Origin of the sequence: Rathayibacter sp. RFBD1, assembly GCF_002932915.1 — a bacterium.
Lineage (GTDB): Bacteria > Actinomycetota > Actinomycetes > Actinomycetales > Microbacteriaceae > Rathayibacter.
Window position 1 is genome coordinate 1 of sequence record NZ_PSWQ01000018.1, and the last position, 14,495, is coordinate 14,495.

The following is a 14,495-nucleotide window of genomic DNA, read 5'->3' on the forward strand; positions in this document are numbered from 1 at the left end:
CCCCTGCCCCGCCCGCTCCGCCCTCGGCCGCGTCGCAGCCGTCGGTGCCGCTCGCCGACTCCGCACCGCCGGCCTACGGGTCGCCGCCGCCCCCGCCCGCGTACCCCTCGGCGCCCGCCTACTCCTCCGCGCCCGCCTACTCCTCCGTGCCCGGCCACCCCGCCGCCTATGCGGCCGCACCGGCGCCCGTCGTCCCCCGCACGCTGAGCCTCGTCGGGATGATCCTCGGCATCGTCGGCCTGGTCATCACGCTCTTCGCCGCCGGCTTCGGCTTCCTGCTGTCGGCTCCGGCCGTCGTGCTCGGCTTCCTCGGACGCCGGCGCGAGCCGGCCGCGCGCGGCTTCGCGCTGACCGCGATCATCACCGGGTTCGCCGGCATCGCCGTCTCGCTGATCTACCTGGCGGTCTTCCTCGTCTTCGTCGTGGTCGCCCTCGCCGCCGGCACCTCCGGCTACTGAGCCGGCGCGGGCCGCTCGACGCGCTCCGCGAGCAGCGCGCGGTGGCGCCCGGCGATCCGCGTCAGGATCAGCACCGCGCTGCCGGTGCCGGAGAGGCCCAGCCGCTTGCGGAAGCGGGCGGGGTCGACGTCCACCCCGCGCTTCTTGATCTCGAGCACGCCGATGCCGCGGGTGCGCAGCTCCTTCGCCAGCGTGCGCTCGTCCAGCGGCAGCTCGGCGAGGACCCGGAAGCTGCGGAGGAAGGGCGAGGCGGCCGCATCGTCGCCCGTCAGATAGGCGATGCCGGGCGAGAGCATCCGCGAGCCGCTGGAGCGCGCGAGCTCGCCCAGGAGGCGCGCGCGGATCGCGGAGCCGTCCGGCTCGTGCACGAACGCGCCGAGGGGGCCGACCTCCTCGTCCTCGCTGTCGCCCGCCGCGGTGAGCTCGGAGGAGCCGGTCGCGCCGAGCAGCAGAGCGGAGCGGCGCACGCCCGGGCGCGCCAGAGAACCGAACCAGAGCCCGGTCTCGACCAGCTCCCCGTCGACCGAGACCCACTGCGCCTCGGCGTCCCGCGGCAGGCGCTCGCGGTCGAAGCCGGGACCCACCTTCACGCCCACGGGACGATGCTCGGCCAGGCCGAACGCGAAGTCGAGCGAGGGGGAGTAGTCGTCCGGATCGTCGAGCCGGCGGGTCTCGCGGTGGCCCGCCGTGCGGCGTGCCGGGTCCAGGTAGACGGCGTCGAAGCCGTCGAGGTCGAAGGCCTCGGCCGTCGAGTGCACGGCGCTCGCCGCGGGGAACGGGGCGAGGTTGAAGCTGGCCAGGGTCGCGGTGACCTCGTCGGCCTCGACGGCGGTGACCGCCAGGTCGATCGCGGCCATCGCGAGGGCGTCGCCGCCGATCCCGCTGCCGAGGTCGGCGACGCGCGCCGCTCCCGCCGCGGCGAACCGGCCGGCGTGCAGGGCGGCGACGCGCAGCCGCGTCGCCTGCTCGAGTCCCGCGTCCGTGAAGAGCATCGAGCGGGCGAACTCTCCGAACTTCGCCTCCGCCTTCTGCCGGAGCCTCGCCTGGGTGAGCACCGCGGCGACGAGGACGGGGGAGTGGCCGGCGGCCCGGAGGCGTGCCACGGCCCGCACCAGGTCGTCGGACCGGTAGCCGTCGAGGGAGTCGAGGAGCCGGAGGCCCTCGGGGGAGAGGAGCTCGACCAGCTCGTCGCGTCGCATCCGGCCATGGTAGGCCACGGCCTCCCGGCGGGTCCGCCGCCCCGCTTGGCACTCTGATTGCACGAGTGCCAGCGGAGCCCCTACGATGGATCTAGCACTCTCGGAGCGTGTGTGCCAGAACCGCGTTCCGCCCACATCGTCGTCAAGAAAGAGGTCAACCGTGTCGGTGTCCATCAAGCCGCTCGAAGATCGCATCGTCATCAAGCAGGTCGAGGCGGAGCAGGTGACCGCTTCCGGTCTCGTCATCCCCGATACCGCCAAGGAGAAGCCGCAGGAGGGCGAGGTCGTCGCCGTCGGACCCGGTCGCATCGACGACAACGGCAACCGCGTGCCGCTCGACGTCGCCGTCGGCGACAAGGTGATCTACTCCAAGTACGGCGGAACCGAGGTCAAGTTCGGTGGCGAGGACCTGCTGGTCCTCTCCGCTCGCGACGTCCTCGCGGTCGTCGTCCGCTAGTCAGCATCCCTCGGAAGGGCCCGTCGACCTCGGTCGGCGGGCCCTTCCGTCGTTCCCGGTCCTCCTCGCGACCAGTGGCCTGATCCGCCCGCTACGGGGCCGTCCTCCCACCCCGCGCCTGCGTAGCATCGGGGGAGTGACCAGCTCCCGCACCCCTGCCGAGTCCGTCTCGCCGTCCCCTTCGGACGTGCCCGTCGGCGAAGGAGTGGAGGCGCTCGGAGCGGCGGGACGCCCGGGCGGGATGTCCGGCACGGGGCTGCTGTTCGCGTTCTCGGCCTACCTGCTCTGGGGTGCGATGCCCCTCTACTTCATCGCGATGGCGCCGGCCTCGCCGTTCGAGATCGTCGCGTTCCGGGTGCTCTTCTCGCTCGTCTTCTGCGTGATCCTGCTCACGGTCCTCCGCGGCTGGCGCTCCTTCGGCGCGCTGCTGCGCCGCCCCCGCCTGCTCGGCGTGATGGCGATCGCGGGCGTGCTCATCTACGTCAACTGGCAGGTCTACGTGATCGCCACGACCACGGGCCACGTCATCGAGGCGGCCCTGGGCTACTTCATGAACCCGCTGGTCACGGTGCTGCTGGGCGTCCTGGTGCTGCGCGAGCGCCTCCGGCCCCTGCAGTGGGCCGCGATGGGCGTCAGCGCGGTCGCGGTGCTGGTCATCGCGGTGGGCTACGGATCCTTCCCGTGGATCTCGCTCGCCCTCGCCTTCTCGTTCGGCCTCTACGGCCTGGTGAAGAGCCGCGTCGGCGGCACGGTGGACGCGGTCGGCGGGCTGACGCTCGAGACGCTCTGGCTGACGCCGCTCGCCGTCGTGCAGCTGGCGGTCGTCGGCTCCACGGTGGGGCTGACCCTGACGACGGAGGGGACGGGGCACGCCCTCATCCTCGCCTCGGCCGGCATCGTCACGGCCGTCCCGCTGCTCCTGTTCGCGGGCGCCGCCCGGCGCCTCCCGCTGTCGGTCGTCGGCTTCGTGCAGTACCTGACGCCGTTCCTGCAGTTCCTCGTCGGGGCCTTCGTCCTGCACGAGGAGATGCCGCTCGAGCGCTGGATCGGCTTCGCGCTGGTGTGGGCCGCCCTGGCGATCTTCTCAGGCGACCTCGTCGCCGCGGAGCGCAGACGGCGCCGTTCCTCCGTCTGATCTGCGGAACGCGTCGTCCTGGCGCGGCGCGACAGCGGAATGGTAACGATCCGGTCGCGAAACGTATTGGTAACACCCCTGTATTGTTCACGGCTGCTTCGGAGGTTAGGTTGGCCGAGCGGTTGCCACCGGCGCCGCTCCCACTGACACACACCTCTCAAGGAGCAACATGGGCGTTTACGCGAAGGCCGGCTCGGCCCGCGCGCGGTCCCTCCGGGCAACCCTCGGCGGCGTCGCCATTCTGGGCGCCAGCGCTCTCGTCCTCGCCGGCTGCGCCGGCGGCGGCGACAGCGGATCGAGCGGCGACAGCGGCTCGGGCGACCTGTCCCTCAAGATCGGCACGATCCTCCCGCAGACCGGCACCCTCGCCGTCCTCGGCCCGCCCGAGATCGCGGGCGTCGACCAGGCGGTCGTCGACATCAACGACGCCAAGGCCGGCATCACGATCGACGTGGAGCAGAAGGACTCGGGCGACACCACGACCGACATCGCGACGCAGTCGGCCACGTCCCTCATCGCCGACAACGTCTCCGCCATCATCGGCGCGGCGTCCTCGGGCGTCTCGAAGACCTTCATCGACCAGGTGACCCAGGCGGGCGTCGTCCAGATCTCGCCGGCCAACACCTCGCCGGACTTCACGACCTACGACGACGACGGCTACTACTGGCGCACCGCTCCCTCGGACGTGCTCCAGGGCCGCATCCTCGGCAACAAGATCCTCGGCGACGGCAAGACCAACGTCTCGATCCTGTACATGAACGACGCGTACGGCACCGGCCTCGAGAAGAACATCAAGGAGACCCTCGAGGCGGGCGGAGCATCCGTCGCGGCCGAGGAGATCTTCGAGCCGGCCTCGACCGACTTCAACTCGGCGCTGACCTCGGTCCTCGCCCCGAACCCCGACGCGCTGGTCGTCATCTCGTTCGACGAGATCAAGACCATCGCGGAGCAGCTCTCGGCCAAGGGCTTCGACTTCTCGAAGCTCTACGGCACGGACGGCAACTACGGCGTCATCGGCGAGTCCGACACCAACGTCGACATCGCCGGCGCGCAGTTCACCAACCCGGGCGTCCAGGCGTCCGAGGACTTCCAGGGCAAGCTGCAGTCGCTCGTCGAGTCGCAGGGCAACGACGCGCTGACCGTGTTCAGCTATGCGCCGGAGTCGTACGACGCCACGGTCCTGACCGCTCTCGCCGCGCTCCAGGGCAAGGCGACGGACGGTGCGACCATCCGCGACAACCTCATGTCGGTCTCGGAGGGCGGCACCAAGTGCACGACCTTCGCCGACTGCGCGAAGCTCATCGCCGACGGCGAGGACGTCGACTACGACGGCCTCTCCGGCCCGATCTCGTTCGACGAGAACGGCGACACCAGCGAGGCCTCGGTCTCGATCTACAAGTACGGCACGGGCAACACCACCTCCTTCGAGGAGACCGTCGAGGGTTCGCTGAACTGACGACGCGGTGGCGCGGCTCCTGCCGCATCCCTGAGGGGCTCGGTCTTCGGACCGGGCCCCTTCGCCGTCCCCGGAGCGCAGAGCCGGAGACGCGTCGTCGCGCGGACGCAGAGAGGCGCGGCGGTCGTCCGCGAGGGCGACCGCTGCCGGGTGCGGGATGACGGCTCCGCGGCATCCTGGGCCTCGCGTCGCGTCGAGGAGCCCACTCCGGGGAGGAGCGGCTCGGACGGCCTGTACGCGCCTCCGAGCGCCTCTCCCGGCCTCGAGGGCGCCCTGCCGGACCGCGGGCGGGAGCGACGACGTCGAGCGGGAACGCAGAAGCGCGCGCCCTCCGGGGGGAGGACGCGCGCTCGTGGTGTGCGGAGGGCCTAAGAGGCGCGGAGCAGCTCCGCCTCCTGCGCCAGGCGGTACGTGACGAAGGAACGGCTGTAGTTGCGGCGCTTGCCGCCGGTGGTCTCGGCGATGACCACCTGGGCGTAGACGCCGACGACGCGCCAGCGCTCGTAGTCGCCGATCGCACCGGTGCCGAAGCCGGCTCCGAGTTCCACAGGGGCGGGGGTGTAGCTCTTCATGGTCGGCTCCTTCGAGGCGGACGACGCGGCGCTCGAGGCGCTGCGGGGAGGGGAGGAGATCGGCGACCGATCGCGGTCCCTACCGGGGGAGAGGGGAGCGGGACGTCCCCCTGCAGGGCTGTCCCGTGTCCCCAAAACTACGGCAGGCAGGGCGATATCCTGTCCCCTTCGTGGGGGTCGCTGGTGCGGAGAGACTCTCGCTGTCCTGCCCTCGTCCCGCGGACAGGAGACCGAGGGTCCGGCCCGCCGTTCCGCCGACTTTCCGGGGTCCGGCGGGCATCGCGAAAAGACCGGTGAAGTCTTGTCCGCGCCGGGAGAGCGGCCCCCTCGCCTCCCTTCTCCGGCACCCCGTACCGGCGCGTGTACGGGCACTGCGACAGCTTTCCCGCCCTGCTCGGAGTGGTCTCCGAGCGGCACGGCGCCCTGGGCGAGCGGCCCCGCCTCCGCCCCGGAGCCGCATCGGCCCCGCTCGCGCCCGCTCAGCGCCCCGGCGACGACGAAGGGCCCGCCGTCCGGAGACGACGGGCCCTTCGCAGCGGGGGTCAGCCGCCGACGGTCGGGGTGCTCGTGGTGACCTCGTTGGTCGTCGCGAGCGTGCCCAGGTAGAGCTCGATGACCTTCGGATCGTTCATCAGCTCCCGGCCCGCGCCCTCGTAGGCGTCGCGGCCCTGGTCGAGGACGTAGCCGCGGTCGCAGATCTGCAGCGCCCGCCGCGCGTTCTGCTCGACGATCATGATCGAGACGCCCGCGCGGTTGATCCGCTGCACGTTGACGAAGGTCTCGTCCTGCCGCATCGGGGACAGGCCGGCGCTGGGCTCGTCGAGCAGCAGCATCGACGGGTCCATCATCAGAGCCCGCGACATCGCCACCATCTGGCGCTCACCGCCCGAGAGCGACCCCGAGCGCTGCTTGAGTCGCTTGCTGAGCTCCGGGAAGAGCTCGGTGACGAACTCGAGCCGCTCCTTGTACAGCTTCGGCTTCTGGTACATGCCCATCTCGAGGTTCTCCTCGATGGTGAGCGACGGGAAGACGTTGTTGTTCTGCGGCACGAAGCCCACGCCCTTGGACACCAGCTTGTCGGCCTTGAGGCCGGTGATGTCCTCGCCGTTCAGCAGGACGGTGCCCTGGCGGATGTTGACCAGGCCGAACATCGCCTTCAGCAGCGTCGACTTGCCGGCGCCGTTCGGGCCGATGATCCCGACGAGCTCGCCGCGCTTCACGTAGACGTTCGAGCCGTTGAGGATGTTGACCCCCGGCACGTAGCCCGCGTGCAGATCGTGCGTCTCGAGGGTGTTCGGAGTCGTCGTGTCGGCGGTCATCTCTCGTCCTTCTCGAATTCGACGGCCGGGGCGTCGGTCGTCGGGGCGACGCTCGTCGGCGCGGAGGCCGACGGGGACGCCGTTCCGGCCGCCGGAGCGTCGTGGCCGGGCGTCGGGATGCCGGCCTGCTCCGCCTGCCGCTCCACGTCCTCGCGGACGAGGTCGGAGTCCATCTCCTCGGCGATCTCGAGCTGGCCCTCGATCGTGCCCAGGTCGGTGTCGTGGTGCGCGCCGAGGTACGCGTCGATGACGGCCGGGTCGTTCATCACGGTCGAGGGCGGGCCCTCGGCGACGACCTTGCCCTCGGCCATCACGATCACCCAGTCGGCGATCGTGTTGACCATGTGCATGTCGTGCTCGACGAAGAGCACGGTCATGCCCTCGTCCTTCAGGTTCACGATGTGACCCAGAAGCGACTGCGTCAGCGCCGGGTTCACGCCGGCCATCGGCTCGTCGAGCATGACGAGCTCGGGCTCCGACATCAGCGCCCGCGCCATCTCGAGCAGCTTCTTCTGGCCGCCCGACAGGCTCGACGCGTAGTCGTCCCGCTTGGTGTCCAGCTTGAACTTCTCGAGCAGGCGGATCGCGCGCTGCTCGATCGAGTCCTCCTCCTTCGACCACAGCGGGCGGATGAGCGAGGTGAAGATGTTCTCGCCCTTCTGCCCCTTCGCGCCGAGCAGCATGTTCTCGAGCACCGTCATGCCGCCGAGCGCCTTGGTGAGCTGGAACGTGCGCACCATGCCCATCCGCGACACCCGGTAGGCCGGGACGTTGGCGAGGTTCTTGCCCTTGAAGTTCCACTTGCCGGTGTTGGGCTTGTCGAAGCCCGTCAGCAGGTTGAAGAACGTGGTCTTGCCGGCCCCGTTCGGGCCGATCAGGGCGGTGATGGATCCGCGGGGGATCTCGAGGTGCTCGACGTCGACCGCGGTCAGGCCGCCGAAGCGGCGGCTGACGTTGTCGGCGACGACGATGGGGTCCTTCTTCCTGACCCCGGGGACGATTGCTTCCTCGGTGATGTCCGAGACCGGCGTCTTAGGCAAAGTGCAGATCCTTCTTCTTGCCGAAGATCCCCTGGGGTCTGAAGATCACCAGGAGCATGAGGGCTACCCCCACCACGATGAACCGGATGGGTCCGGTCTGCACGGTGGTGAGGCGGATGAGGTCGTTGTTGAGGACCCCGGTGTCGATCCCGAGCGTGAGCAGTCCATCGGTCAGACCGAGGACGACCCAGAAGATGATCGAGCCGACGACGGGTCCGAAGACCGTCGCGGCGCCGCCCAGCAGCATGATCGTGTAGAGGAAGAACGTGAGCTGGGTGCCGTAGTTGTCGGGCTGGAGCGAGCGGGGGAGGATGAACAGCGCTCCTGCGAGGCCTCCGAGCACGCCGCCCAGGATGAGCGCCTGGATCTTGTACGAGAAGACGTTCTTGCCGAGCGAGCGCACGGCGTCCTCGTCCTCGCGGATGCCCTTGATGACGCGGCCCCAGGGGCTGCGCATCAGGAGGAACACCAGGAGGCAGGCCAGGAGCACGAGGCCCCAGCCGACGATCCGCACCCACCACTGGTCCTGGCTGTAGGTGAGGACGCCGATGCCCCAGCGGCCCTCGGGGAGCGGGTTGAGGTCGTTGAACGCCTTCGCCGCGCCGTTGATGCCCTCCGAGCCGCCGGTGATCGCCGAGAACTCGGGGGTCTTGACCGAGAGCCGGATGATCTCCGCCGCCGCGATCGTGACGATCGAGAGGTAGTCGGCCCGCAGCCGCAGCGTCGGGATGCCCAGGATGAGCGCGAAGACGGTCGCCGCGACGATCGTCGCGAGGAAGGAGCCCCAGACGGGCCATTCGAACTTGACCGACGTGATGGCGAAGGCGTAGCCGCCCACTGCCATGAAGCCGGCCTGTCCGAAGTTGAGCAGCCCCGTGAATCCGAAGTGGATGACCAGGCCGATGGTCGCCAGCGCGTACGCGGCGACAGTGGGATCGACGATCTGCCCGATCGCCAGCCAGATGAAGTTGAGGTTCATGGTGTCCTAGCCGATCCGTTCCTTGCGGCCCAGGATTCCCTGCGGCCTGACCAGGAGGATGATGATCATGAGAACGAGCGGAGCCACGTACTTGAGGTTCTCCGGGATCCAGATCGTCGAGATGTTCATCATCAGTCCGATGATGAGCGAGCCGACCAGCGCGCCGTAGGCGGAGCCGAGTCCGCCGAGCGTGATCGCCGCGAAGATCAGCAGCAGGATCGACGCTCCCGTGTCCCAGCGCAGCGACTGGTAGTAGCCGATGTAGACGCCCGCCAGCGCGGCGAGAGCGCCCGACATCACCCAGACGACGCGGATGACGCGCTCGACGTTGATGCCCGAGGCGGAGGCGAGGGCCCGGTTGTCCGAGACCGCCCGCATCGCCTTGCCGATCTTCGTCTTCGTGAGGACGTAGGCCACGGCGACGATGCAGACGACGCCGACGACGGCGCCGACGATGTCGGTGAACTTCAGGCTGATCCCGAGCTCCGGCACCGTGAAGAACGGAGCGGTGCTGTTGGGGAGCGAGAGCCGGTCGGCTCCGAAGAAGAAGACGAACACGTAGCGCAGGGCCAGCGAGAGGCCGATCGTCACGATCATCAGCGGGATGAGCTGGATGCCCTTCTTCCGCAGCGGCTTCCAGAGCAGTCCGTCCTGGACGAAGCCGAAGGCCCCGCCGAGGATCACCGCGATCGGGATGGCCAGCAGCGCCGGGAGTCCGAAGACCCCGGAGAAGAGGTACGCCATCAGCGCGCCGAAGGTGACCAGCTCGCCGTGGGCGAAGTTGTTCAGGCCGGTCACGCCGTAGATCAGCGAGGCGCCGATCGCCGCGAGGGCGATCAGGAGCCCGAAGATCAGGCCGGTGACGACCTTCGGCCAGAAGATGATCCAGAACGTGTCGGCCGACACCGGCTGGTTCACCGCATTGGACGTGCCGTCGGGGTTCGTCGCGTCGTTGCCGGTCGTGCCCTCGGTCGCGGGGCTCGTCGGAGCCGCGGAGTCCGTCGGGACCGGGACGGTTGCTCCGGAGCCCTTCGGGTTGGCCGTCGAGACGATGAAGTTCACGATCTGGTTCTGCGAGGCGACGATCTTCACCTGCTTCGGGTTCTGACCCGCGGCGGGGTAGCCCTTGTCGGCGGGCAGGGACTCCTCGTCGACGGTCACCGTGTAGGTGCCCGCGGCGTCGAGGGGGAACGTGGCCCGGCCGTCCTCGCCGGTGGTCACGGTCGCGGAGGCGTCGCCGCCGATCTCGACGGTCACCCCCGTCAGGTTCTCGTTCGTCCCCTGCACGCGGACCCAGGCGATGATCGACTGGTCGGCGGTGGTGGCGGCGAGTGCGGCGGGGGCTGCTGCGGCGATCCCGGTGAGGGTCGCGGCGAGCAGACCCAGGGCCAGGAGCCGGTCTCGGAGCCTCGGGCGTCTCCTATCCACGGGGCGCCTCCCGGTCCGTCGGATGCAGGGTCGTCGAGCGCTGGCGGCGCATCGAACGGCTGGCTGTGAGCAAGACGTCTACCTCTCGTCAGGGTGCACAGACGGATGGGGTCTCCGGGCACGCCCGAATCGCCGTCGTCAAACAACGTTGGTTGACCATACGTTCCGCATGTGTCGGCGGTGTTTCACCGTCCGCACTTACGCGTGACGACATTATGAGGGAGAGGAGAGCGCTCCAGCGCCCATCCGCGGCCCGGCGGCCGCGCCGTCGAGGAATACCGCGGGCCCTGCGGCGCTTAAGATCGAACAACCGTGGCGCTCGTGAGCGGACTCCTCCCGTCCTCTCCGGGCTCCCGCACTCGACCTGCTAAGGGGCATTGATGGACCAGCCGGATCCCTTCGGATTCCTCGGACTCACCTACGACGACGTCATGCTCCTCCCAGGGCACACCGACGTCATCCCGAGCGAGGCCGACACGGCCTCCCGTCTCACCAAGCGCATCAGCGTGGCGACCCCGCTGCTCTCCGCGGCGATGGACACCGTCACCGAGGCGCGCATGGCGATCGCGATGGCCCGCCAGGGCGGCCTCGGCGTCCTGCACCGCAACCTCTCCATCGCCGACCAGGCCGACCAGGTCGACCGGGTGAAGCGGAGCGAGTCGGGCATGGTCTCGAACCCCGTCACCACCACTCCGGACGCCACCGTCGCCCAGGTCGACGACCTCTGCGGCCAGTACCGGATCAGCGGCCTCCCCGTCGTCGACTCCACCGGCGTGCTCGTGGGCATCATCACCAACCGCGACATGCGCTTCGTCTCGCCGTTCGAGAAGGCGACCACGCTCGTCCGCGACGTGATGACCACCACCGGTCTGATCACGGGCCGCGTCGGCATCCCCGACAGCGAGGTCATCGCCCTCTTCGCGCAGCACAAGATCGAGAAGCTGCCGCTCGTCGACGCGCAGGGCAAGCTCGCCGGCCTCATCACGGTCAAGGACTTCGACAAGTCGGAGCAGTACCCCAACGCCACGAAGGACGACGAGGGCCGCCTCCGGGTCGGCGCCGCGATCGGCTTCTTCGGCGACGCCTGGCAGCGCGCCACCGCCCTGCTCGACGCGGGCGTCGACGTGATCGTCGTCGACACCGCCAACGGCGACTCCGCCGGCGTGCTCGACATCATCCGCCGCCTGAAGTCCGACTCCGCGTTCGCCGGCGTCGACGTCATCGGCGGCAACGTCGCGACCCGCTCCGGGGCGCAGGCCCTCGTCGACGCGGGCGCCGACGCCATCAAGGTCGGCGTCGGCCCCGGCTCGATCTGCACCACCCGCGTCGTCGCCGGCGTCGGAGTCCCGCAGGTCACCGCGGTCTACGAGGCGTCCCTCGCCGCGCGCGAGTCCGGCGTGCCGGTGATCGCCGACGGCGGCCTCCAGTACTCCGGCGACATCGCCAAGGCGCTCGTCGCCGGCGCCGACACCGTGATGCTCGGCTCGCTCCTCGCGGGCTGCGAGGAGAGCCCCGGCGACCTCGTGTTCCAGAACGGCAAGCAGTTCAAGACCTACCGCGGCATGGGCTCCCTCGGCGCCCTGCAGACCCGCGGCGAGCGGACCTCCTACTCGAAGGACCGCTACTTCCAGTCCGACGTGCCCACCGACGACAAGCTGATCGCCGAGGGCATCGAGGGCCAGGTGCCCTACCGCGGCCCGCTCGCGAACGTGGCGTACCAGCTCGCCGGCGGGCTCCGCCAGTCGATGTTCTACGTCGGAGCGCGCACCATCCCCGAGCTGAAGGAGCGCGGGAAGTTCGTGCGCATCACGGCGGCCGGGCTGAAGGAGTCGCACCCGCACGATGTGCAGATGGTGGTGGAGGCGCCGAACTACCGGCGCTGAGGGGTCTGGTGGGGGCCGGCGGCGGATCGAGATCGCGGCCCCTCTGCCCGATGGGCCTGCGGCCCATACGCCCACCACGCCGGAGGGGCCGCGATCCCGATCCGCCGCCTCCCTCCGGGAGACGAGCACCGGTCCTCGGCTGAGGAGCGGGGGACGCAGCGCGAGCGGCGCGGGGCGCCGCCGCGACTGCGGGGGGAGGGCTTCCGCCTTTGCCGATGTGGGGGAGTGGTCGTGCACCGTGCGCGAGCGCGACGGAGTGGGGACGGGCTTCCCGCGTTGCAGCGAATCGTGGTGGCGGCCGCGCAGGCTTCACCTGCTGGTGGTGTGCGCCCGCTCGCGTCGATCGCGGCCCGGTGCGGAGCCCGGTGGGAGCGGTGACCGGCTATCCGCTTTCCAGCGGATCGGCGTAGCGCGGACGTAGGACGCTCTGTGGAACGCGACCGTTAGCTCGGGCCGACCGCGGGCGGGCGGCGAGCGGAGCGAGGAGCGAGCCACGGCTGACGCCGCTCAGCGGTGACCGGCGGTCCGCGTGCGAGCGGATCGGCGTAGCGCGGACGCGACCCGCTCCGCGGACCGCGACCGCCCGCTCGGGCCGACCGCGGGCGGGCGGCGAGCGGAGCGAGGAGCGAGCCACGGCTGACACCGCTCAGCGGTAACCGGCGATCCGCGTGCGAGCGGATCGGCGTAGCGCGGACGCAGGACGCTCTGCGGAACGCGACCGCCCGCTCGGGCCGACCGCGGGCGAGCGACGAGCGGAGCGAGGAGCGAGCCACAGTAAACTCTGCGTCATGGAGATCGAGATCGGGCGCGCCAAGCGCGCCCGCCGTGCGTACGCCTTCGACGACATCGCCGTCGTCCCGAGCCGCCGGACGCGCGACCCCGAGGTCGTGTCGGTGAAGTGGTCGATCGACGCGTACCAGTTCGCGACGCCGATTCTCGCCGCGCCGATGGACTCGGTGGTGTCGCCGGCGACGGCGATCCGGCTCGGGCATCTGGGGGCGCTGGGCGTCCTCGACCTCGAGGGTCTGTGGACGCGGTACGAGGACCCGGAGCCGCTGCTCGAGGAGATCCGCCGGCTTCCGGCCGAGACCGCGACGCAGCGGATGCAGGAGATCTACTCCGCTCCGATCCGCCCCGAGCTGGTGACTGCGCGCCTGGCCGAGATCCGCGCCGCGGGCGTGACCGTCGCCGGGGCCCTGTCGCCCCAGCGGACCGCGGAGCTGTACCAGACCGTCGTCGACGCCGGGGTCGACGTGTTCGTCATCCGCGGCACGACCGTCTCGGCCGAGCACGTCTCGCGCGACACCGAGCCGCTGAACCTCAAGAAGTTCATCTACGAGCTCGACGTGCCCGTCATCGTCGGCGGCGCCTCCACCTACACCGCGGCCCTGCACCTCATGCGCACGGGCGCCGCGGGCGTCCTCGTCGGGTTCGGCGGCGGTGCCGCCTCCACCACCCGCACGACGCTCGGCATCCAGGCTCCGATGGCGACCGCGGTCGCCGATGTCGCCGGCGCTCGCCGCGACTACCTCGACGAGTCGGGCGGACGCTACGTGCACGTCATCGCGGACGGCGGCCTCGGCACCTCCGGCGACATCGTGAAGGCCGTCGCGGTGGGCGCGGACGCCGTGATGCTCGGCTCGGCGCTGGCCCGCGCGACCGACGCTCCCGGCGGGGGCTGGCACTGGGGCGCGGAGGCGCACCACCCGCAGCTGCCGCGCGGCCGCCGCGTCGAGGTCGGCACCGTCGGCACCCTCGAGCAGGTCCTCTACGGCCCGGCGACCGGCGCCGACGGCACGGCGAACCTCATCGGCGCCCTGCGCCGCTCGATGGCGACGACCGGCTACTCCGACCTCAAGGAGTTCCAGCGGGTCGAGGTCGTCGTCGCGCCGTACCAGCCCAGCTGACGCTCACCGACCGAGGCGATCCTGACCGTCGAGGCCACCGCGAACAGCGGGCTCCCTCGACGGCCCGGGGGTCCCTGGACGCGGCGGACGCCGGCGCGGGCCGGCCGGACGTGCTGGCGTCGTAGGCCTCGCGCCAGCCCGGCGGACGACACTGCGGACCCGCGCGCGCGGATCCGGTCTTCCCGGCGCTTCTGGGCGAGAAGCACGTGCTCGGGCGAGCGGCCCCCGAGGAACGCCGGGTCGGTTCGGATCGACGGCGGTCTGCGCGAGATCCGAGACGGCGAGTCCGTCGATCAGTGCGGGTGAGGGCAGACGAGCGCTCCGCGACGCCGTTCCACGCCCGGCTGCCCGGGTCCGTCGCCCCTCGACATGCACGGTCTCCGCAAGAGGCTCGACCAAGGGGCGTCCCGGACCGCCGCCGCCGCCGACTCGCGGAGGACGAAGGGCGCGCTCGAGGTCGCGGCCACGGCGTCGATCCGCGCCAGCTGCCGCTCGTCCGCGGAGGCCCCCGCCCACTCGCCGGTCGGCGCGTACCGCGGCGCAGCCGCACGGACTCGTCCGACCGGCGGCACGCCCCGTCTCGACAGATCCCCACTGCACGCTTCCGCCCCCCTTTCCCTCCCTCCGCTCCTCCTGTGGAGACTCCCCCCACCACCTGTGGG

General features: G+C 70.8%; 12 protein-coding genes. 6 read left to right on the top strand and 6 right to left on the bottom strand.

Going from position 1 to position 14,495, the window contains the following annotated elements:
• The coding region (locus C5D50_RS08195; protein WP_104288985.1) for a hypothetical protein at positions 1–458 on the top strand (458 nt) is incomplete at its 5' end.
• On the opposite strand, the gene C5D50_RS08200 is transcribed toward C5D50_RS08195, so the two are convergent.
• Entirely contained in the window at positions 452–1,657 is a 1,206-nt protein-coding gene (locus C5D50_RS08200; protein ID WP_104251055.1) for an SAM-dependent methyltransferase, read from the bottom strand. The two genes, C5D50_RS08195 and C5D50_RS08200, sit on opposite strands and share 7 nt — an antisense overlap.
• A 160-nt stretch (positions 1,658–1,817) precedes the next feature.
• Between C5D50_RS08200 and groES the strand changes: the two genes are divergently transcribed.
• From groES to C5D50_RS08215, 3 genes are all read left to right on the top strand, one after another.
• Positions 1,818–2,114, top strand: a complete 297-nt coding sequence (gene groES / locus C5D50_RS08205) for a co-chaperone GroES (protein WP_097167691.1) — start codon at positions 1,818–1,820, stop codon at positions 2,112–2,114.
• A 241-nt stretch (positions 2,115–2,355) separates the two neighbouring features.
• On the top strand, positions 2,356–3,249 hold the full coding sequence (rarD, locus tag C5D50_RS08210) for an EamA family transporter RarD (RefSeq protein WP_104283242.1): 894 nt from the start codon (positions 2,356–2,358) through the stop codon (positions 3,247–3,249).
• A 169-nt stretch (positions 3,250–3,418) separates the two neighbouring features.
• Positions 3,419–4,705, top strand: coding sequence for an ABC transporter substrate-binding protein (locus C5D50_RS08215; RefSeq protein WP_104234163.1), 1,287 nt, complete (start codon positions 3,419–3,421; stop codon positions 4,703–4,705).
• A 368-nt stretch (positions 4,706–5,073) separates the two neighbouring features.
• Here the strand turns inward: C5D50_RS08215 and C5D50_RS08220 are convergent, their stop codons facing one another.
• The 5 genes from C5D50_RS08220 to C5D50_RS08240 all read right to left on the bottom strand — a co-directional run bounded on the left by C5D50_RS08220 (position 5,074) and on the right by C5D50_RS08240 (position 10,043).
• Positions 5,074–5,277, bottom strand: a complete 204-nt coding sequence (locus tag C5D50_RS08220) for a hypothetical protein (protein ID WP_104234164.1) — start codon at positions 5,275–5,277, stop codon at positions 5,074–5,076.
• Between the two features lie 542 nt (positions 5,278–5,819).
• Positions 5,820–6,596 (bottom strand): ABC transporter ATP-binding protein, encoded by a 777-nt coding sequence (locus tag C5D50_RS08225; RefSeq protein WP_104224729.1) that lies wholly within the window; start codon positions 6,594–6,596, stop codon positions 5,820–5,822.
• Complete coding sequence (locus C5D50_RS08230; protein WP_104251056.1) at positions 6,593–7,636, bottom strand: ABC transporter ATP-binding protein; 1,044 nt, start codon at positions 7,634–7,636, stop codon at positions 6,593–6,595. The genes C5D50_RS08225 and C5D50_RS08230 overlap by 4 nt, the downstream gene beginning before the upstream one ends.
• Positions 7,629–8,615, bottom strand: a complete 987-nt coding sequence (locus C5D50_RS08235; protein WP_104224731.1) for a branched-chain amino acid ABC transporter permease — start codon at positions 8,613–8,615, stop codon at positions 7,629–7,631. The genes C5D50_RS08230 and C5D50_RS08235 overlap by 8 nt, the downstream gene beginning before the upstream one ends.
• A gap of 6 nt (positions 8,616–8,621) precedes the next feature.
• A complete protein-coding gene (locus tag C5D50_RS08240) occupies positions 8,622–10,043 on the bottom strand; it encodes a branched-chain amino acid ABC transporter permease (RefSeq protein ID WP_104224732.1) in 1,422 nt (473 codons plus the stop codon).
• 380 nt (positions 10,044–10,423) lie between these two features.
• Here C5D50_RS08240 and guaB point away from each other — a divergent pair, with 380 nt between their 5' ends.
• Both guaB and C5D50_RS08250 read left to right on the top strand, forming a co-directional pair.
• Positions 10,424–11,926, top strand: coding sequence for an IMP dehydrogenase (guaB, locus tag C5D50_RS08245; protein ID WP_104283243.1), 1,503 nt, complete (start codon positions 10,424–10,426; stop codon positions 11,924–11,926).
• 788 nt (positions 11,927–12,714) lie between these two features.
• Positions 12,715–13,833 (top strand): GuaB3 family IMP dehydrogenase-related protein, encoded by a 1,119-nt coding sequence (locus C5D50_RS08250; RefSeq protein WP_104224734.1) that lies wholly within the window; start codon positions 12,715–12,717, stop codon positions 13,831–13,833.
• Positions 13,834–14,495: the final 662 nt, after the last annotated feature.

Excerpts from the sequence above, each read along its gene's own strand:
- C5D50_RS08215 (WP_104234163.1), top strand. The coding sequence starts at position 3,419 with ATGGGCGTTTACGCGAAGGCCGGCTCGGCCCGCGCGCGGTCCCTCCGG.
- C5D50_RS08200 (WP_104251055.1), bottom strand. The coding sequence starts at position 1,657 with ATGCGACGCGACGAGCTGGTCGAGCTCCTCTCCCCCGAGGGCCTCCGG.
- C5D50_RS08250 (WP_104224734.1), top strand. The coding sequence starts at position 12,715 with ATGGAGATCGAGATCGGGCGCGCCAAGCGCGCCCGCCGTGCGTACGCC.
- C5D50_RS08220 (WP_104234164.1), bottom strand. The coding sequence starts at position 5,277 with ATGAAGAGCTACACCCCCGCCCCTGTGGAACTCGGAGCCGGCTTCGGC.
- rarD (WP_104283242.1), top strand. The coding sequence starts at position 2,356 with ATGTCCGGCACGGGGCTGCTGTTCGCGTTCTCGGCCTACCTGCTCTGG.
- guaB (WP_104283243.1), top strand. The coding sequence starts at position 10,424 with ATGGACCAGCCGGATCCCTTCGGATTCCTCGGACTCACCTACGACGAC.
- C5D50_RS08225 (WP_104224729.1), bottom strand. The coding sequence starts at position 6,596 with ATGACCGCCGACACGACGACTCCGAACACCCTCGAGACGCACGATCTG.
- C5D50_RS08235 (WP_104224731.1), bottom strand. The coding sequence starts at position 8,615 with ATGAACCTCAACTTCATCTGGCTGGCGATCGGGCAGATCGTCGATCCC.